The following is a 19,026-nucleotide window of genomic DNA, read 5'->3' as shown; positions in this document are numbered from 1 at the left end:
CTCCCCTGAACAACCCCATACTTCACAGCCGGGAATGAATAACGGCAAAATGCCATGTCATTGATTAATCTGGCTCAAGCAAGATCTGGGCCGTGAGGTGAAGGCGTGACTGCACGTGTCACGGCGCTAAGAAACCATCGAGCGGTGCGCGAAAATGGGGCGAAAGCACTCATTACCGGGCACGCGCCTGTAACCGTCGGGGACACGCCTTAACGTGGGAAGGGTCTAGCGTTGGCAACCCCGAACGATCTTCAGGTCAGCAGTTGAGTCATCCACTGTATATGCCGGGCGGTCCGGTGGATTTTTTCTTCCGGCACCGACTGCCTGGCGTTCTCGAAACTGGCCAGGGTCTTTTGTTTCTGATGCAGCAAGCGCTGCCACTTCGCCACAAACGCCGGACTGCGCTCAAGCAAATGCAGCGGCCCGAAATACAGCTGCTCATCGGTGTAAGACACAGGCCCCGTCCGTTCAGCAACGATGATTTCGTAGAAGAAGCGGTTCTCGTGCAGCAGCTCTTCGTGCACGATTCGGTAGCCGTTGCTCATCAACCAATGGCGCAACGGATATTCGCCGCCATTGGGTTGCAGGATCAGGCGCTCCTGGCCGCTCAACTGCGCCTTGCCGCGGTCGAGAATGTCACGAATGGTCTCGCCGCCCATGCCGCACAAACTGATGGCCGTGATGGCATCGCCTGGCTCGAGGGCCCCCAGACCATCGGCCAGGCGCACGCGAACATGAGCTTCAAGGCCGTGGTCGCGCACGGTGCGCCGGGCCGCCTGAAAGGGCGTGTTCGCGGCCTCCCCCGCCACCGCGCCGCCAATTGCGCCACGCAGCATCAGCGCCACCGGCAAGTAGCCATGGTCCGAACCGATATCGGCCAGGCGCGCGCCGGCCGGCACCTGCGCGGCCACGCGCTCCAGGCGCAGGGACAATGTCTGTGGGTTCAACACGGATTCCTTTTTATTCGCCGGAAAATCGATCCCGACTGTTGGTCAAATGCAGCACCATTGCCGCCCGCGCGGCATCCGGGTCCTGGCGCTTGAGCGCATTGAAGATTGCCTCATGCTCCAGACTCGCCAGTTGACCCAGCTGGGCAAAATCCGCCCCGCCGCGCTCGTCAGCCTTGACCTGGGTGCGGGGGATCATCGCGGTACCCAGGTGCTGCATGATTTCACTGAAGAACGTATTGCCGGTGGCCTCGGCGATCAGTTGGTGAAAGCGTTTGTCTTCTTCCACGCAGCTGTCGTTGTTGGCCAGGGAGGCCTGATAGTCGTCCAGCGCCTGGCGCATGTGGGCCAGTTGCGCGTCGGTACGGCGCAACGCGGCCAACGCCACCGCCTGCACTTCCAGGCCCAGGCGCAGTTCCAGCATGTTGCGCACGCTGGCGACGGTGTCGACGTGCAGGCGCAGGCCCTGCCGGGCGTGTTGCGCCAGGACGAACGTGCCGATGCCGTGACGCGTCTCCACCAGCCCCGATGCCTGCAGCTTGGAAATGGCTTCGCGGACCACCGTACGGCTCACCCCGTGCTCAAGCACGATGGTGGATTCGGACGGCAGTTTTTCGCCCGGCTTGAGCTGCCCGAGCAGGATGCGCCGTGTCAGGGCGTCGACCACGCCTTGGGCCAGGTTGGTGGAGCGTCTGCGCACAGGGGGTGCGTTTTCAATGGGCATCGCTGAGGGTCCACGGGATTGGGCTGATGGGAGCTTAACACCCCGCTCACGGAGGGCGCCGAGTTGATTCACGAGGCAGCCAGCTTGTATGACAACCAATCTGACAACCCTTCAAAACGCGCGGGGGATTTCATGCGGGGCAGACTCCACTCCGATGACACAAACCGCCTGCAAACACGGCAAATAACCAAATAACCAGCTAAATAGCGCTCTTATAAGAACAAATACTCTCCGCTCCACATTGCGGTTTTTGAAAAATCACTTGTATGATGTCTGTCAACAAAACCCAAACCCGCATAAAAACAAATCAGGGGGCGTTTTCAATCGTGGACAATTCCAGCCATGCATCCGCTGCATCACAAACCGATTCGGTGCTCACCCGCGCCGTGAGCAAAGTGAAGAGCCATGTGCTCCCACTGTTCGTGATCATGTTCATCCTCAATTACATCGACCGGGTCAATATCGGCTTCGTGCGCACGCACATGGAGCACGACCTGGGCATCGGCGCGGCGGCCTATGGCTTCGGCGCCGGGCTGTTCTTCATCGGCTACGCGCTCTTTGAAGTGCCGTCCAACATGCTGCTGCAAAAAGTCGGCGCGCGCATCTGGCTGACCCGCATCATGTTCACCTGGGGCATCGTCGCCACGTTGATGGCGTTCATCCAGAACGAAACCCACTTCTATATCCTGCGTTTTTTGCTGGGTGTGGCGGAAGCGGGCTTCTTTCCCGGGGTGATCTACTACTTCACGCGCTGGTTGCCTGGGGTTGAGCGCGGCAAGGCCATCGCGATCTTCCTCAGCGGCTCGGCGGTGGCGTCCTTGATCTCGGGCCCGCTGTCGGGTGCGCTGTTGCAGATCGAAGGCTTCGGCCTGCACGGCTGGCAATGGATGTTTGCCATCGAAGGCCTGGCCTCGGTGGCGCTGGGCTTCTTTGTGTGGTTCTGGCTGGACTCCAAACCCCATGACGCCAAGTGGCTGAGCCGCGAAGAACAGGACGCGCTGGTTGCGGCCATCGATCAGGAACAGCGTGACCGCGAAGCCCTGACCACGGCCAAACCGACCCTCGGCAAACTGCTCAAGGACCGTCAGATTCTGCTGTTCTGCGTGTTGTATTTCTGCATCCAGTTGACGATTTATGCGGCGACGTTCTGGCTGCCGAGCATCATCAAAAAGATGGGCGACCTGAGCGACGTACAAGTCGGCTTCTTCAACTCGATTCCCTGGTTGATCTCGATCATCGCCATGTACGCCTTCGCAACGCTGTCAGGCAAGTTCAAGTTCCAGCAGGCCTGGGTTGCCGCGGCCTTGTTGATCGCAGCGGCCGGGATGTTCATGTCCACCACCGGCGGGCCGATCTTCGCCTTCGTGGCGATCTGCTTTGCGGCCATCGGGTTCAAATCCGCGTCTTCGTTGTTCTGGCCGATTCCCCAGGGCTACCTCGACGTGCGCATCGCGGCCGCAGTGATCGCCTTGATCAACTCCATCGGCAACCTGGGCGGCTTTGTCGCACCGACTACCTTCGGCTTTCTGGAACAAACCACCGGCTCGATCCAGGGCGGGCTTTACGGCCTGGCCGGCACCTCGGTGCTCGCGGCCATCCTGGTGTTTTTCGCCAGAACCTCACCTGCCGCCGGGCTGATGTCGCCCGGCATTGCGCCCACCGCCAACGCCATCAGCAAACCTCTTTGAGCGTATTAAGGACCTTGCCATGAATACTCCCGTCATCACTCACTTGCACGTCATCCCGGTCGCCGGTCACGACAGCATGCTGCTCAACCTCAGCGGCGCCCACGGCCCTTACTTCACGCGCAATATCGTGATTATCAAGGACAGCAGCGGCAACACCGGCGTGGGTGAAGTGCCCGGCGGCGAACGCATCCGCGAAACCCTGGAGGACGCACGCAGCCTGGTGATCGGCCAGCCGATCGGTCAGTACCAGCGCATCCTCAACCAGATGCGCAGCACCTTCGCCTCTCGGGACGCGGCCGGCCGTGGGCTGCAAACCTTTGACCTGCGTATCACCATTCACGCCGTTACGGCGATGGAGGCGGCGCTGCTCGACTTGCTCGGTCAGTTCCTCGAGGTGCCGGTGGCCGCCCTGCTCGGTGAAGGGCAGCAACGCGATGCGGTGAAAATGCTCGGTTACCTGTTCTACGTCGGCGACCGCACCGCCACGGACCTGGCCTACCGCAACGAGGCGGAATCGGACGACGACTGGTTGCGCCTGCGCCATGAAAAAGCCCTGACTGCCGACGCTGTGGTGCGCCTGGCCGAAGCCGCCAGGGCCCGATACGGTTTCAACGACTTCAAGCTCAAAGGCGGCGTATTGAGTGGCGATGCCGAGATTGAAGCGGTCACCGCCCTGGCCGAGCGCTTCCCGCAGGCGCGCATCACCCTTGACCCGAACGGCGCCTGGTCACTCAAGGAAGCCATCCGCCTGTGCCGCGACCAGCATCATGTTCTTGCCTACGCCGAAGACCCCTGCGGCGCGGAAAACGGCTATTCGGGCCGCGAAGTCATGGCCGAATTCCGCCGCGCCACGGGCCTCAAAACCGCTACCAACATGATCGCCACCGACTGGCGCGAAATGGGCCACGCCATTCAGTTGCAATCGGTGGACATCCCCCTCGCCGACCCGCATTTCTGGACGATGCAAGGCTCGGTACGCGTGGCGCAGATGTGCCACGAATGGGGCCTGACCTGGGGCTCGCACTCCAACAATCACTTCGATATTTCCCTGGCCATGTTCACCCAGGTGGCGGCCGCCGCGCCGGGCGAGATCACCGCCATCGACACCCACTGGATCTGGCAGGACGGCCAGCGCCTGACCCGGCAGCCACTGAAGATCGAAGGCGGCTACGTAAAGGTGCCGGCCAAGCCTGGCCTGGGGGTGGATATCGACATGGACGCGGTGGCCAATGCCCACGAGCTGTACAAGGGCATGGGCCTGGGCGCGCGGGATGACAGCGTGGCGATGCAGTTCCTGATGCCGGGCTGGCGCTTCAACAACAAGCAGCCTTGCCTGGTACGGTGAGACCGCTCCTGCCAATGGTAGGCCCGGCAAGAAAGAATCTAATCCACACCCGCGCACGATGTGGGAGGGGGCTTGCTCCCGATTGCAATGCCAGTCAGTTAAGCGTACACCGCCGTCTGTAGGAGCGAGCTTGCTCGCGAAAAACGTCAACGATAACGCGTGCTTTCTGAATGAACGCGGTGCCTGTGAGTTTTTCGCGAGCAAGCTCGCTCCTACAAAAAGCCTGGTGTATCAGCTATTGAAATGTTGGCTGTTCTGCCGCTATCGGGAGCAAGCCCCCTCCCACATTTTGACCTGCGCTTGGCGTCAGAATGCCAATGATGCACCGTCTTCAGGGATATCCACCCGCCCCTCGATACCGTGCTGCTTGACGTAGCTGCGCAACGCCTCGCGGGTCAGGGACATGTGGTTGATGGCGTCCATATGCACCGCCACGATCTTCGCGGTTTGTGCGGTCTGTGCAGCGCGCAGCACATCTTCCTCGCCCATGATGATCGAGCCTTTATACCCTGCCATCATGGCCTTCCCGGCATTGAGCACGATCACTTCAGGGTGAAACGTCTCGATGGCCTGGTCGACCTCTTTGCGCCACACCGTGTCACCGGCCAGGTACAGCGTCTTATAGCCCGGCGCTTGAAACACCACGCCCATGGCTTCGCCCAAAGGCTTGGCCAGTGCCGGCACGGCATACATCTCGTCGGTGCCATGCTGGCCGCCGGTCCTGGTGATCTTGACGCCACCGAACTGCGCCTCGTCGGTCAGCACACGCACGTTCTTGAAGCCCTGGGAACGAATCAGCTGCGCGTCTTCTTCATGCTGGGCAAACAACGGGATGTCCTTGGGCAGCGCTTGCTGTGCGGCGTCGTCCCAGTGGTCAAGGTGCGTGTGAGTAACGATTACAGCGTCGACGCCGGAAATGACCTCGGCCGGGGATTCGGTCAACTCCACCAACGGGTTGCGCAGTTCGCTGCGGTAGGTATTTTCAAAGCCTGGGTAGGTGCCCTTTTTGGCGAGCATCGGGTCGATCAGAAAGGTGGTACCGCCATAGGTGATTTTCACCGTCGCGTTACGCACTTGTTGAAGGTGCACTTTATGGGCTGCTTCAGGTGTGCTCGAGCCCGCAAATGCGGGGACGGCGGCAGCGCCGCAAGCAATGCCGAGGGCCAGGGGGAGCGTTGTAAATTTCATCAGCTTTATCCTGTTGATGTATTGAGGCGTTCATTCTTGCCAAATCCGCTGAAGGCCAACAGTGGCCTGAATGACAGATAGCGATATAATCGGGCCAACCGCCCTGCGCTCCCGAGATTGCCCCGATGCCCCCCATACGCGTAGCCGTCCTCGCCTTCGACGGCGTCAGCCTGTTTCATCTCTCCGTGCCGGGAATGGTGCTGGGAACGGCCCAGTCCAGGCCCGACGAGCCTCATTACCAGGTCGATTACTGTGCACAAGTGCCCGGCATGATCAGCAGTGACCAGGGCCTCGAATTATCGGTAGGCCTCGGCCTGGAACTGATGCACACGGCCGATGTGATCATCATCCCCGCCTGGGGCGATCAGTCGGTGACGGCCTCCACCACGCTCATCAACGCGCTGCAGCTGGCCGATGCACAGGGCAAGCTGATTGTGGGCTTGTGTCTGGGCGCATTCGTGCTGGGCGATGCGGGTCTGCTGGACAACAAGGAAGCGACCACCCACTGGGCCGCCCGCGACGAGTTTGCGCGGCGCTTTCCCAACGCTCGGTTCCGGCCGGAGGTTCTGTACGTGTGTGACGGCAACATCATCACTTCCGCCGGTACCGTAGCGGCCATCGACTGTTGCCTGCACCTGGTACGCCAGCGCCTCGGCGCCGATGTGGCGAACCGTACCGCGAAGATGCTGGTCACCCCGCCCCACCGCCAGGGCGGCCAGGCGCAATACGTGGAGCACCCGGTGCCGCAACTGCCCAGCGCGACGCACCTGTCGCAGATGCTGGCGTGGGCGCGTGCGCACCTGGCCGAGGACCTGTCACTGGACGTGCTGGCGGACCGGGCCAGGATGAGCAGGCGCACCTTTACTCGTCGGTTCAAGGAGGCCACCGGCACCACGGTATCCAAATGGCTGAGCGCCGAACGCGTGGCCAGGGCGCAGGCGCTGCTGGAGACGACCGAGCTGGCGGTTGAATGCATCGCAGGGGAAGTGGGATTTGGCACGGCACTGTCACTGAGAGAGCATTTTGGCAGGCAACTGGGCACGTCGCCTTCGGAGTATCGGAAGATGTTTTGCCTGGGACTGGAATAGTGGCGACACCCTGTAGACATGTCCTACAGCGGGCTTCAGTGCCTTGCTCCATTGCCTACAGTTGCGTCAGAATCCGCCGGCTTGTGCGCTTGGATGGGCGTCTCTAAGGTGGCTCGGTCGCTGACAACTCAGTGATCGGGTTTAGTAGCCCGAGTGACAACATAAAGTGCATGAGCCTCATCGATCAGATGTTCTTGTCTGTGCTTGATGGTGGCTGTGCGCAGGGCGCCCTCGGGCGCGCCGGCTTTGTGTGTTTCCCCGGTCTACTAACCTGCGTACAGCCGCCACCCTTTCGTTTAGTAGCGAAAAGGTGTTGGCCCTAAAACAGGTACAACACACATGTTCAAAGTCACGCCAAACCCTCCAAACGATCCCGACCTGAAACTGAACCAGGCGGCGCATCGTGCGATCGATCACTACCTCAACGCTGGCGCCGAGGCGCCTGCACGACCATCGTCCACGCTGTTCTGCGTCGCTGAGGACGCCAGCAGCGAAACGCTCATCGCCAACAGCTATGAAACCTTTTCCTCGGTTACCGCATTGCTGCTCGACCTGTCGGATGAACTGACCGGCAAACAGCGCGATGTGGCGCTGGCGATTCACCAACTCAGCGAGTTGGGGGTTTTGTTGGTGGATAAGCTGATGGAGCGCGAGAGCGCTGGAGCGGGAAGCTGACTCTCCAGTAGTTCGCTAGATCGCGGAGTCGTTGTAACCCAGGTCACGACGACTCCGCGACTTGCTTGCGATTAGCCAAATCCAGGGCAGACCACTATAAGATGGGGCCTGAGCCCGCCGCGCGGCGCCAACCGCCCTCTCACGCACCGGAAAAATTCTCCATGAAGCCACCTGAGATCAGCACATTCATCACTCAATGGCCCTCCCTTGGCCTGGGCACCGCCGCCGCCTGGCAGGTGGCCCAGGACTGCGAAAATCACGTCCTGACGTCGCTTTCACGCCTCGGCGCAGGCTACCGCCGTCACGGAAATTGCGCCATCCATGAAGGTGCCACGGTCGAAGAAGGCGCTGTGCTGAAGGGGCCGATCATCATCGGTGAAGGCTCATTCGTCGCGGCAGGCGCCTACCTGCGTGGCGGCGTTTATCTGGGCAAACAGTGCATCGTGGGCCCAAGCTGCGAACTGAAAAGCAGCTTCATGCTTGGCTCGAGCAAGCTGGCGCATTTCAACTTTGTCGGCGATTCCGTGATCGGCGAAGGCGTCAATATCGAGGCCGGTGCAATCATCGCCAACTATCGTAACGAACTGGATGGGGCGGATATCAGGATCCGCTATGCCGATGCCGTCATTGAGACGGGGGTGAACAAATTCGGCGCCCTGGTAGGCGATGGCTGCAAAATTGGCGCAAACGCCGTCATCGCTCCCGGCGCATTATTGCAACCGAACAGCCGGGTTCCGCGTTTGGGCCTGATTGATCAGTTCGCCTACGACTAAGCAGCGGCAGCACGATCTGCAGTGTGGGTACGGAACAGGGATTGCGCCACTTGCGCACTACCCAAATTGCCGGTTTCAGATCATGCTGCGCCTCTCACTTCAAGGACGATAAAAACAGTGAAAACTACCCTCGCCGCCTTGCTCCTGATTGGCCTGATCACTCCCGCATTGGCCAACGACAATCCCATCGGTTTCAAAACCACCAACCTGCCCGACGCACGCAACCAGCGCGCGCTGGAAATGGTGGTCTGGTACCCCACGGCAACCAGGGTCGCTCCCCAGTTGATCCGAGATGACGCGGTGTTCTTTGGCGCTCTGGCAGTGCCCGATGCGCCGCCGGCCGGTGGTGAGCACCCGCTGGTGGTGCTTTCCCACGGCTATGGCGGCAATTGGGGCAACCAGGCGTGGTTGGCGAGTGCGCTGGCTCAGCGGGGTTATATCGTGGCGGCGGTGAATCATCCGGGCACTACCAGTAAGGACCGCAGTGCAGACGCGGCGGCGCAGTTATGGCAGCGGCCCAAAGACCTGAGCCGCGCCATCGATGCTGTGCTTGCGCGGCCGAAGCAATTTGGTGCGGTGGCGCAAAACCGGATTGCGGCGGTGGGCCATTCTCTCGGTGGCTGGACGGTGCTGGAAATCGCCGGTGCGCGTTTCGATGCTGATCTGTTCGCCCGGGACTGCCTGGCCCATCCCAAGTTGGGCGGTTGCATCGGCTACGCGCAGATGAACCCCACCGGCGCTACTCGACGAGGAGGTGCCCGGTGACAGCATGATTTGCCGGGACGGCGAGGCCGGGCGGCCCCGGGCGCAGATCCAGCAGCAGGTGATCACGCTGATCAGCGCGTTCCTCGCACATTGATCGGTGGTATCCCTGGCGGGTAAACCTTTCGATCCGCGTTTTTTATAGCTGGTATCATTCGCGCCTTTACCTGCCAGGCCAACGCACATGAACCGCCAGAAAAAACTCCAGCAGCTTTTCAAGGCCAAAGCCAAAAAAGCCAACGCCAAACTGGCGCCGAAAAGCAAAGATAAGTACATCAGCAAGGCGGACCGTTTGAAACTGGAAGCCGAGGCTGCTCAAGCCTCGATCACGCCTCCCGAGACGCCTGCTCAATAAGGCGTATTGCCGAAGGCGTGCCCGCTTCATCTTTGCCCCAGATATGCCACAGACAGTGCAGGTAATCCAGCGGACTGATCATCCACCTGCGCGGCCAGATCCAGCACATGCCAGAGCAACCTGCAGCCGCTCGCTCAGCAACCGCTCAAAGCCACCTGGCGCCGTTCACCAACGAAGAACAACGGTCGCAGCCGCACGCCCACGCTGTTCCCGATAAACGCTGCCACCAGCCACAGCCAGCCATGCAGGCTACCCGAGGCGATGCCGCTGAAATAGGCGCCGATGTTGCAGCCATACGCCAGGCGCGAACCATAACCGAGCAACAGGCCACCGATGACCGCCGCGATCAACGAACGCGCCGGTATCTTCAAGCTCGGCGCAAAACGTCCGGCGAGGCCCGCGGCCAACAGCGCGCCAAGCACGATGCCGATGTCCATGACGCTGGTGATGTCCTCCCAAACCGGTGCCGCCAGGGCCTTGGCGTTGGCCGGCATCTGCCAGAATGCCCAGCCGGCCACGTCTACACCCAGCCCATTCGCCACCTTGGCGCCCCACAGGGCGAACGCTGAAGTAATGCCCCACGGCCGCCCGGCCAGGGCCAGCGTGGCATAGTTGAGCAAGGCCAGGCCTATCGCCCCCCACACCAACGGCCAAGGCCCGCGCAGGAAGCGGCGCAGCCCTTGATGCTCGCTGGTTACGCCGGCTTCAAGCTGGCCATGGCGGCCCTTCTCCAGGCGCACGCTTACCAGCGCGATGATCGCGAACACGGTCAGGCTCAGGAGCAACGCCGGCAGTACGCCGAAACTTTTGACGATTGAAACCGGCGGGAACGACGGCAAGGCAAACCACCAGTCGACGTGATGAGTGGCAATCAACGAACCGCAGATAAAGAACAACAGGGTCACCAGCATGCGCGCATTGCCGCCGCCTACGGTGAACAGGGTGCCCGAGGCGCAACCGCCGCCCAACTGCATGCCGATGCCGAAGATAAACGCGCCGAAGACCACCGACACCCCGGCCGGCGCCACCAGCCCGACCACCGGCTGGCCGAACAAGGTTCCCGCACCCAGCGCCGGGAAGAACAGCACTACCGCCACTGCCAGCATCACCATCTGCGCGCGCAACCCGGCGCCGCGCCGATCATTGATAAACACACGCCAGGCCGAGGTGAAACCGAAGGCGGCGTGGTACAGCGTCAGGCCCAAGGCGGCACCGACGATCAGCAATAACACCTGGCGCATGCCCACCGCGTTCTGCAGGAACAGGGCGCCTGCCACCAGAATGATAAAGGCCACCAAGGGCGCGGCCGGCTTGCGTGCCGGCGTCAGGGAAAGAGAGGTGCTCATGGGAATCTCAACGTGTTTGAAGGTGGCCAGTATAAACCCGGTGTGATGGCGGTCAGGCGCTGACATCGCTCGCGTCGCCTGGGTTGATCGAGTTCCACGCGGCCTCAGCCAGCAGTTCTCGGTACTCCCAGGGACTCTTCCTGACCTTCGCCGATAACCACGCGCGCGCGTAGCTTTCTGCCGTGCCAATGATCAGCGAAGGAATCAGCTCGGCGGGCAAATGGCTGAAATGTTCCTTGCGCCCTGCCCCGCTCATCCAGTCCTTCAACTGTTGGTTACGGCGTTTATTGCGTAAAACCAGCTCGTCCCTGAACGGTCCATTGGACACTGCGAAGGCACTCTGGAACACAAAGCGCGCCCAGTCCGGCTGTTCAGTCACCCACTCGACGTAGCTGTACACCAGCCCGATCACCCCCGCCTGGGCGGTATCCGCCGCTTGCAGATAGCGGTCGCGCAGACTGGCCTGGTCCTCGAGCGCGGCGAAGAACAGCGCCGCGACCAATCCCTCTTTATTGCCGAAGTGATGGTAAATGGCACCCACGCTGGTCTCGCACCGGGCGCGGATGGTTTCGATATTCGTCGCTTCAATGCCCGCCTCGTTAAAGCACGCCAGCGCCTCACGCAGGATGGTGCGCTTGAGGTCGCTGCGCCTGCCGGGGAAGGTGCGCTCGATAAGGTCGGTGGAATGCATGCACGGGGACGCCAAATGAAAAGAGTCTATAGGTTCTGCGGGCGGCAGAGAAAGGCTGGCTTGACACGCAGTAAAATAACGGAATATTGTTCCGTTACAGAATATTATTCTGTAAACCAATCATGAGGACACCCAATGAGCCAAGCACTCAGCATGTTCAACAGCGTAGGCCCTGCCGCATTCAGCAACCTGGCCTGCCAAATGGCACCGTACTTCAGCACAATCACGCCCGAGATCGCGGAACTGCGCCCCAACCACGCGGTGGTCACTGTGCCGTTTCGCAAGGAAATCACCAACCACCTGGCTTCGGTGCACGCGATTGCGCTGTGCAACGCCGCGGAACTGGCCGGCGGGATGATGACCGACGCGTCCATTCCCCCTGGCGCACGCTGGATTCCCAAAGGCATGACCGTGGAATATCTGGCCAAGGCAAAAACAGACATTCGCGCGGTCGCCGATGGCAGTGCCATCGACTGGCAAACCGCCGGGGACAAGATCGTCCCCGTAGAGGTGTTCGATGACGGCGGCGTCAAGGTCTTCACCGCCCACATCACCATGAACGTGAAACTGGCTTAACTCAGTGCCCCACCGCCGCAGGCCCATCGGCAGACCGCCGTCCCGGTTTGAAGCCATGGGCATGCGCCGACCAGGCGATCACCAGCGCCACGCTCGCCAACACCAGCATTACCCACGCAAACCGGGCCACACCCCAACGGTCAAGCAGCACGCCCCCCACCACCCCGCTGCCGGCAATCGCGCTGTTCCACGCCACCACTTTCAGCGACAGCGCGACATCCGCACCATCACCTGCGGCATCGGCCAGGGCGGTTTGCAGCAAGATGGCGGCACCGCCCCCGCACCCAGCGGGTATCCTGTCATAAAGGGCTATGCTGATTCTGCTCAGTCGTCAGTGGATATTTCGGTTAGGGAGAACGCAACATGTTCGCAGTAGGCGTGGCGCTAGTCGCAGTAGGCTTGGGCACCGGAAATCCTGGTTTATGGATACCAGGCTGTGTGTTCATGGCAATTGGGGGCTCTCGAAGAGGCAATCGTCGAGACTGATGGCAGGTGTAAGCGAGGGCGAGAACGTAACGCTGGGACCGGCTGATGGTCGATCCTCAAAACGGTTACCGCAGGCGGCTCCAAGCGAGGCATGAAGTCTTGGCTACGCACAAATCGCTATAAACTCGACGACATTCACACTGAGGTTCGCTACTCATGGCAGGTATTCAAAAGATTGCTCAGATTGGCTTCTCATCGCAAGCAGATACCTACGCCAAGGGCCGCCCGGGCTACCCAATCGAACTACATACATGGCTTAGAGAATTACTCGGCATCCTTCCGGGGTCGACGGTTATCGATTTGGGGGCTGGCACTGGAAAATTCACTCGATTGTTGAAATCCATGCAGATCGATGTTGTTGCAGTCGAACCCGTTGAGGCTATGCGAACCGAGTTTGCCAAGAGCCTACCAGACATCAGGATTCTAGACGGGACCGCCGATTGTATCCCGCTGGAATCTGAAACAGCGCAAGCATTGGTGTGCGCCCAAGCCTTCCATTGGTTTGCAAACGAAAAGGCTCTTGCCGAGATTCATCGAGTGCTCGAACCGAACGGTCGACTGGGACTGATATGGAACGTACGCGATGAGTCAGTGGATTGGGTGGCTGCGATCACCGACATCATTACTCCGTACGAAGGGAATACCCCACGCTTTCATACCGGGTTATGGCGGTTACCATTCACGGGGCACCAATTTTCTACCCCCGAACTGACCTGTTTTCGATACACGCATTCAGGTAGTGCCAAGGAAGTGATCATTGACCGGATCCTGTCGGTGAGCTTCATCGCTGCTCTACTTCCTAACGAAAAGGCGAAAGTGACCGAACAGTTGCAGAACCTGATCGAAACTCACCCACTCCTGCGCGGGCGTGAAACTATTGAATTTCCCTATCAAACCCAAGCCTATTTATGCCGCCGTTTGGATTGATTGTGCTGGTGCAGCAGAGCTGCGCGCCGGTATAACTATAACTCTGAATGAGAAATGGCTGACCGACATCTCGGAGTTCTAGATCCCAGCCGGCAAGGTGTGCCTGTCCCCCCATATTCGACTGCTTAGGTGGAAAGTCATAAGTTGGTCGATTGGCATGCCTCCCGGGGCCGAGCTTGTGAACACGATGCTGGATGCCGCTGTATAAACAGTACCAGCAGCGATAAACGGCCTGTTATTCACTCCGATCATGGCGCTCACTATCGCTGGCCGGATGGTTAACGCGCATCGCTGATGCAAAGTTGATTGGTTCGATGTCGCGCTAGAGGCTGCTCACCTGACAACGCGGCTAGTGAAGGTTTTTTCGGCCGACTGAAAACGGAGCTGTTCGATTCTCGCAACTGGCAGTCAGCGAGGATCGAGCAATTCATCCAGGCCTTGGATTCATACATTCGCTGGCACTACGAAAAATGTATAAAGATTTCCTCGGCACGCTCACTCCCATCGAGTATCGTAAAGCCTGGGCTTCGAAACATAACCAGACAAGTTTCGTACGCATTGCCAGCTTAATTCAACTCAATAGATTTAAGCTAACGTCACCTGTCAGAAAAAATCCTCAACCGCCTCTTTTACGATGCCTCTATTTTTGTATTTACACGATTAGCTATTAATGTCGGCTCATCAGCTTTTGCTTGAGAACCGGACCTGGCCTTCTGGTTAACATCAGTGAACGCCTGACCATCAACCTTACCTTCCGCCGTTACTTTCGGAGCAGTTGCGTTTAGACCAACTAATCCTCAACAAAATAAATATCAAAAGAGCACTCTAAATCCAAATCTGCCAAAGCTCTCATTTGCTCCGGCCAAAGTACAGGCCCACTATGACCCAGCAGAGAGAACCACACACATTTCAACGTAACTTTAACGCCATCAATTTTTTGAACTACTCTCAGCGACTCACTATGCGGAGAAATCTTTTCAACTACCCAGTCAATATGTTCTCTAAGATCTTTTGACAATACATGCCCTTCGGTAGACAAAAACCAACCAGAGTCCTTTACCTCTCTTGTTAGTCCACGGCTATTTGTAATCTTCTCCCCTGCCACATTAATCAATGTTGGCGAAACCTGCATGACATTAGTGATTTCATCCGGGTGCATCTCACCAGGATAAATCATCAATTTTACATAACATTCAGCACACGTTTCGTAGTCCGACGAAACAGGGGTAATCCTAGACTTTTCACTCATGGCAGATAATCTCTAATATTCCCAATAATTTCGCCACTCTTGCCTACATAATTTCCATTATCCAGTATTCTGCCATGAAAATTATTAGGAAGCTTTCCAGCGTCAGCTTTTAATGCCTCAAGTGCTCTGCCCCACTCACGCGGAGCCAAACTTTCACCAAAATGCTCATTCAGTGCGTTAGCTGTACTCTTATTGAGAGTATTCCCCCCGGTTTGCAAAACATTCGGGACTCGCCCAGATGCACCTACGCTGGACGGAACAGGTAATGGAAGCCCTTCAGCATCAAACCACTTCCCATTTACTAGCTGATTTCCTTTTGCACCAGCTAATCTTCGATAATTACATCTACAGCTTGCCCCTTGATAGCTACTCGCCCCCAGTCGCCGGTCAGTTCATAGCCACCATCACAACCAATAAAGCTGTCTATATTTCCATAATCGAACTCGCCCAATGCATCTGCATAAACCATAAAACTCCTATCAAGCCATTCGAAAGAATCTACATTTAGAAAGCGCAAAAAAATCTTTCTATAGCAATACATCTCTCCTTCTTGTGGATTTTTATATTTCGGATGATTTTCAGTAAGAACTGCCTCTAATTCAAAGGCTAGAGAGCCCTCCCCCTCACGAATAGATAAAACATAGCTATCTTCTAAATAAATATTTGAAAGCGATGGAATTTCATAGTAATTCATATTCATCCTCACAAATCAAAGTCAATTGACGTGTGATTATCCGGACTTTTTCTTGTTACCGGATTACCAAAGGCGTCTGTTCTTTGACCTGTCGCGCTTTTAAACTCAACATGTGGATCAGCACTTCCTGGCGCCCGCGAACTGCCTTGTTTGATTGTCACACGAGGAATGCCATTCGCGTCAAGATATTTGAGAGGGCCACCGTCAGTCTGAGTAGGCTTCCAACCTTGAGCTTCCGCATATTGCTTCAACTCGCTAGCTTTTGGCGTTCGACCAGGTTCAAAAATCTTATTAATGCCTTTTGGACCATTTAAACCAAACCCATCCGCATCTGCCGAAATACCGGGCCCTTTACCCTCGACCTTCCCTGTCGATATGCCTGGTTTAGGGGCCCTATTACCCCAACCATTAGTGAGTAACATCTCCCCCATTTCAGTGAGCTTACGCGCCCGTTCAGACACACTCAACTCACGACCCGCAGCACGTTCCATCCAGGAAGTGTCCTTTACCCACTCATCCAGATGTGCTGCCTCGTCCGGCGTCAACCATCCTTCCTGAATGTACTTGGCTTTGACCATCTGCTCGTCTGTGACATAGGTCGCTCCCCACTTGTCAAAGCCTTGCGGTGGCGATGTAGTGGTCAACTAATCCCGGACACGACGTTAAGTTTTTCCTCGGCCCGCGCTGGGGCCAACCCATCGTTGAATTGATGAGGCCTAATCCAGTTGTAGCGATGCATCAAAAAATGGCTGATATCGCGCTGTGCTTCCTGCGCAGTTCGATAGCCCACGGTCGGTATCCATTCTGTTTTCAAGCTGCGAAATACGCGCTCCATCGGTGCGTTATCCCAGCAGTTTCCTCGTCGGCTCATGCTCTGTCGCATGCGGTATCGCCACAACCGCTGGCGAAAGAGTCGGCTTACATATTGCGATCCCTGGTCCGAGTGGAATAGCAGATCCGAAGGCCTGCCACGCTGCTCGTAAGCCATATCCAGCGCTTTGATCACCAGCTCAGCGTCTGGCTTTTCCGACAGCGCCCAGCCCACGATCCGACGCGTACAAAGATCAGGACGACAGCCAGGTAATGCCACTTTCCTTGCGCCCAAATGTAGGTGATATCGCCGCACCAAACTTGATTGGGCGCTGGCACGTCGAACTCGCGGTTCAATGTGTTCGGGATATCCAGTCTTTCTACTGTTGCTCGTTTGTAGGCATGGGAGCCGGGTTGTTTGCTGACTAAATCAAGCTCGCGCATCAAGCTGCGCACTTTGAATCGACCGATCTGCTCACCGTCTTCACGCATGAGCGACAGGATGCTGCGACTGCCCGCAGAGCTGCGACTTTGCGAGAACAGCTCACTGACGCGACTTCGCAATCGAAGCCGTTCAACATCGGGCGTGCGGCGCCGCAGGCGCTGGGCGTAGTAACACGAGCGCGTGACGTCAAACACCTTGCACAGCCAATCAACCGGCTCATGTGCACTCAACTGGTCAATCAGCGCGAACGCTCGTGATCTTCCGACATCAAGAGCGCGGTAGCCTTTTTTAGTATTGATTTCTCTCGCTCAAGCCGAGCAATCCGGACTTCCAGCTCCTGAATTTTTTGCTGTTCCGGAATCAGAGCCTTGCTCTGCGGGGTGATGCCTTTATGTTCTTTCTGAATCTGGTCAACCCAGCGGCGCAATGCCGACTCACCAATGCCGAGTGAACGGCTGGCTTCGATGTAGCTGTAGTTTTGTTTGAGCACGAGGTCGGCAGCCTCGCGTTTGAATTCAGGAGTAAAGGAGCGGCGTTTTTTGGTCATCTGACACCTCGATCTGGCGAGCATTCTCGCCTAAATGGGTGTCCGGTTTCATTAGACCACTACATGATCACTCCCTAGTAATCAGAAATTGGCACTCCCAAAACGTGGAGCGTTCATGCGTGCGGTAGACTAACCTGTAAATCATCACAGACTTTACTCACGATGCCCTAGCTCATGGACTAAGGGCCACTGAATGCAGTTGTCGCCATCAGCTCACGCAATAGCTTTCATAGACCAATTACTTGATGAAAAACTATCGAAACATCAGATAGGAAGGTGGTAAATGCTAGCATTGATCATTTCGAAAAGACGGGAGTGACTGCTAGCTTCAATACGTTAAAAACGTCCAGCGCATAGGATCCCGCAATTTACGCGGAGTCCTGCCCGATCATCATAACGAAGGCAGTCCCATTATCCTATGCGCCAGATTCGTTTGACAGCGTTGAGGCTTGGCAGAGCTATAACTTTGGGGCTGGCGTAAATTTAGGTAACAGCAACAATGTTCCGTGGCTATTCTAGGGCACGAAGTTCTATAGAGGTCGTACGTATGCAATCGGCGAGATGGTCGACGATCAGCGAAGCGCCTGGTTGCAAGGGCCTAACGAGGCTGATACTGAACGGGACTGAGACAGAAAGCGGTCTGATAACCAAACCTTGGCTTAAGTAGGTCTTAGCCACCAACGGGTTGATTATTGAAACACCAATTCCGCTAAGTACCATCTGGCAGATTGCCGCCGCATTGTCGACCTCAATAATGCTTGTACGAGAGACGCCCAGCTTAGCAAATAGGCCGTCTAAGTGATGCCGATAGGGGTCGCTAGGAGCTAAATGCACGAAGGGATAGTTACTCAAAGCACGAGGATCTATAACCGTGTGCGCCGACAATGGATGACCAGTTGGTAAAATACACACCTCGTCGACGTCCATCAGATGCTCAATACTGGTGCCCAGCGGCGCTTTCATCCCCTCGATTAATCCGATGTCATAGACTTGGCTGGCCAACAGACTCTCAATATCAGGGGAGTCATGAGTTGATAGGCTCAGGTTAATGTCAGGATAGTGCTGTAGGAATCGAGCAAGGCTTGCTGGTAGGACGGTTTGTGAAAAAACTGGAAGACTAATTATGTTAATTTTCTCTCGTAACCCAAGCCTTATAGATAAGGCTGCTGCATTGATACGCGACAATCCCTCGTACGTTTTCAATATTTCGGAGTGCAGCGCCATGCCCTGCGCCGTCGGTTTGAGACGCCCCTTAGAGCGTTCGAACAAACGCATACCAATAATATCCTCGAAACGAGAAAGTTCACGACTGACTGTGGGCTGTGACGTTTCCAGCGCCAAAGCAGCGCCGGTAACAGTGCCTGTGACCATGACGGCCTTAAATATTTCTACATGTCGGAAAATAATTTTCATACCACATCCATGAATGAGAATTGATGACATCATTAGCGCATGAGCTTTCATTTACCTAGGCAAGCGCGGCCAAAAATTGAGAAAAGAAAAAACTGAAATACAAAGTTTGCACGACTTATCTTTCATAGCGGCAATCCTCAGCCTTATCACGCATACAACTATTATTAGATTTACGACACTCATCCACCATAAAGCGAGCTGCCAAACGAATAGTTAATAGATACTTCTAAAACAAGTACATCTATTTAACACACACCTATCATCAAGCGCATTGTGTTCTGGACCGACTCCACGACA

At 57.0% G+C, this 19,026-nt stretch carries 17 protein-coding genes and 5 pseudogenes; 10 read left to right on the top strand and 12 right to left on the bottom strand.

The window, feature by feature from the left end; all coding sequences use genetic code 11:
- Positions 1-251: 251 nt before the first annotated feature.
- Together TU82_RS02130 and TU82_RS02125 are read right to left on the bottom strand one after the other, a co-directional pair.
- On the bottom strand, positions 252-947 hold the full coding sequence (locus tag TU82_RS02130) for a tRNA (adenine(22)-N(1))-methyltransferase (protein ID WP_057721483.1): 696 nt from the start codon (positions 945-947) through the stop codon (positions 252-254).
- A gap of 13 nt (positions 948-960) precedes the next feature.
- Positions 961-1,671 carry a FadR/GntR family transcriptional regulator gene (locus TU82_RS02125; RefSeq protein ID WP_057721482.1) on the bottom strand — a complete coding sequence of 237 codons (711 nt, stop codon included), beginning with the start codon at positions 1,669-1,671 and terminating at the stop codon, positions 961-963.
- Positions 1,672-1,997: 326 nt separating this feature from the next.
- Here TU82_RS02125 and TU82_RS02120 point away from each other — a divergent pair, with 326 nt between their 5' ends.
- Complete coding sequence (locus TU82_RS02120) at positions 1,998-3,359, top strand: MFS transporter (protein WP_057721897.1); 1,362 nt, start codon at positions 1,998-2,000, stop codon at positions 3,357-3,359.
- 19 nt (positions 3,360-3,378) lie between these two features.
- Positions 3,379-4,704, top strand: a complete 1,326-nt coding sequence (gudD, locus tag TU82_RS02115; RefSeq protein WP_057721481.1) for a glucarate dehydratase — start codon at positions 3,379-3,381, stop codon at positions 4,702-4,704.
- 306 nt (positions 4,705-5,010) lie between these two features.
- On the opposite strand, the gene TU82_RS02110 is transcribed toward gudD, so the two are convergent.
- Positions 5,011-5,892 carry an MBL fold metallo-hydrolase gene (locus TU82_RS02110; protein ID WP_057721480.1) on the bottom strand — a complete coding sequence of 294 codons (882 nt, stop codon included), beginning with the start codon at positions 5,890-5,892 and terminating at the stop codon, positions 5,011-5,013.
- Positions 5,893-6,017: 125 nt separating this feature from the next.
- Between TU82_RS02110 and TU82_RS02105 the strand changes: the two genes are divergently transcribed.
- The 5 genes and pseudogenes from TU82_RS02105 to TU82_RS27500 all read left to right on the top strand — a co-directional run bounded on the left by TU82_RS02105 (position 6,018) and on the right by TU82_RS27500 (position 9,545).
- The gene (locus tag TU82_RS02105; protein WP_057721479.1) at positions 6,018-6,980 is read left to right on the top strand and encodes a GlxA family transcriptional regulator; all 963 of its coding nucleotides are present in this window, start codon (positions 6,018-6,020) and stop codon (positions 6,978-6,980) included.
- Between the two features lie 339 nt (positions 6,981-7,319).
- Complete coding sequence (locus TU82_RS02100) at positions 7,320-7,655, top strand: DUF6124 family protein (protein WP_057721478.1); 336 nt, start codon at positions 7,320-7,322, stop codon at positions 7,653-7,655.
- Positions 7,656-7,816: 161 nt separating this feature from the next.
- A complete protein-coding gene (locus TU82_RS02095; protein ID WP_057721477.1) occupies positions 7,817-8,428 on the top strand; it encodes an LbetaH domain-containing protein in 612 nt (203 codons plus the stop codon).
- A gap of 117 nt (positions 8,429-8,545) precedes the next feature.
- Positions 8,546-9,287: pseudogene (locus TU82_RS02090) on the top strand (alpha/beta hydrolase family protein).
- 87 nt (positions 9,288-9,374) lie between these two features.
- On the top strand, positions 9,375-9,545 hold the full coding sequence (locus tag TU82_RS27500) for a DUF2986 domain-containing protein (RefSeq protein ID WP_072024046.1): 171 nt from the start codon (positions 9,375-9,377) through the stop codon (positions 9,543-9,545).
- A 134-nt stretch (positions 9,546-9,679) separates the two neighbouring features.
- On the opposite strand, the gene TU82_RS02085 is transcribed toward TU82_RS27500, so the two are convergent.
- Positions 9,680-10,891 carry a YeeE/YedE family protein gene (locus tag TU82_RS02085; RefSeq protein WP_057721896.1) on the bottom strand — a complete coding sequence of 404 codons (1,212 nt, stop codon included), beginning with the start codon at positions 10,889-10,891 and terminating at the stop codon, positions 9,680-9,682.
- 52 nt (positions 10,892-10,943) lie between these two features.
- Positions 10,944-11,582, bottom strand: coding sequence for a TetR/AcrR family transcriptional regulator (locus TU82_RS02080; RefSeq protein WP_057721476.1), 639 nt, complete (start codon positions 11,580-11,582; stop codon positions 10,944-10,946).
- A gap of 135 nt (positions 11,583-11,717) precedes the next feature.
- Here TU82_RS02080 and TU82_RS02075 point away from each other — a divergent pair, with 135 nt between their 5' ends.
- Positions 11,718-12,158 (top strand): hotdog fold domain-containing protein, encoded by a 441-nt coding sequence (locus tag TU82_RS02075; protein WP_057721475.1) that lies wholly within the window; start codon positions 11,718-11,720, stop codon positions 12,156-12,158.
- 1 nt (position 12,159) lies between these two features.
- Here the strand turns inward: TU82_RS02075 and TU82_RS02070 are convergent.
- A pseudogene (locus TU82_RS02070) lies at positions 12,160-12,435 on the bottom strand (MFS transporter); the annotation flags it as partial.
- Positions 12,436-12,800: 365 nt separating this feature from the next.
- On the opposite strand from TU82_RS02070, the gene TU82_RS02065 reads away from it, so the two are divergent.
- Positions 12,801-13,571 (top strand): class I SAM-dependent methyltransferase, encoded by a 771-nt coding sequence (locus TU82_RS02065; protein WP_057721473.1) that lies wholly within the window; start codon positions 12,801-12,803, stop codon positions 13,569-13,571.
- Between the two features lie 46 nt (positions 13,572-13,617).
- Positions 13,618-14,092: pseudogene (locus TU82_RS27495) on the top strand (transposase); the annotation flags it as partial.
- A gap of 108 nt (positions 14,093-14,200) precedes the next feature.
- Here TU82_RS27495 and TU82_RS29415 read toward each other — a convergent pair.
- The 6 genes and pseudogenes from TU82_RS29415 to TU82_RS02045 all read right to left on the bottom strand — a co-directional run.
- Positions 14,201-14,335, bottom strand: a pseudogene (locus TU82_RS29415) (cytidine deaminase-like fold-containing protein); the annotation flags it as partial.
- A gap of 26 nt (positions 14,336-14,361) precedes the next feature.
- Positions 14,362-14,820, bottom strand: a complete 459-nt coding sequence (locus tag TU82_RS27490; protein ID WP_231982767.1) for a DUF4279 domain-containing protein — start codon at positions 14,818-14,820, stop codon at positions 14,362-14,364.
- Positions 14,821-15,145: 325 nt separating this feature from the next.
- Complete coding sequence (locus tag TU82_RS27485) at positions 15,146-15,514, bottom strand: hypothetical protein (protein ID WP_082631960.1); 369 nt, start codon at positions 15,512-15,514, stop codon at positions 15,146-15,148.
- 8 nt (positions 15,515-15,522) lie between these two features.
- Positions 15,523-16,158 carry a hypothetical protein gene (locus TU82_RS28550; protein WP_084794879.1) on the bottom strand — a complete coding sequence of 212 codons (636 nt, stop codon included), beginning with the start codon at positions 16,156-16,158 and terminating at the stop codon, positions 15,523-15,525.
- Positions 16,155-17,316, bottom strand: a pseudogene (locus TU82_RS02055) (IS3 family transposase). The gene TU82_RS28550 and the pseudogene TU82_RS02055 overlap by 4 nt, the downstream one beginning before the upstream one ends.
- Positions 17,317-17,826: 510 nt before the next feature.
- Positions 17,827-18,729 carry a LysR family transcriptional regulator gene (locus TU82_RS02045; protein WP_057721470.1) on the bottom strand — a complete coding sequence of 301 codons (903 nt, stop codon included), beginning with the start codon at positions 18,727-18,729 and terminating at the stop codon, positions 17,827-17,829.
- Positions 18,730-19,026: the final 297 nt, after the last annotated feature.

The sequence above is a fragment of the Pseudomonas orientalis genome, from assembly GCF_001439815.1.
Taxonomy (GTDB): Bacteria; Pseudomonadota; Gammaproteobacteria; order Pseudomonadales; family Pseudomonadaceae; genus Aquipseudomonas; species Aquipseudomonas orientalis.
Note: the sequence above shows the minus strand (reverse complement) of the source record. Positions and strands in the feature narration are given on the sequence as shown.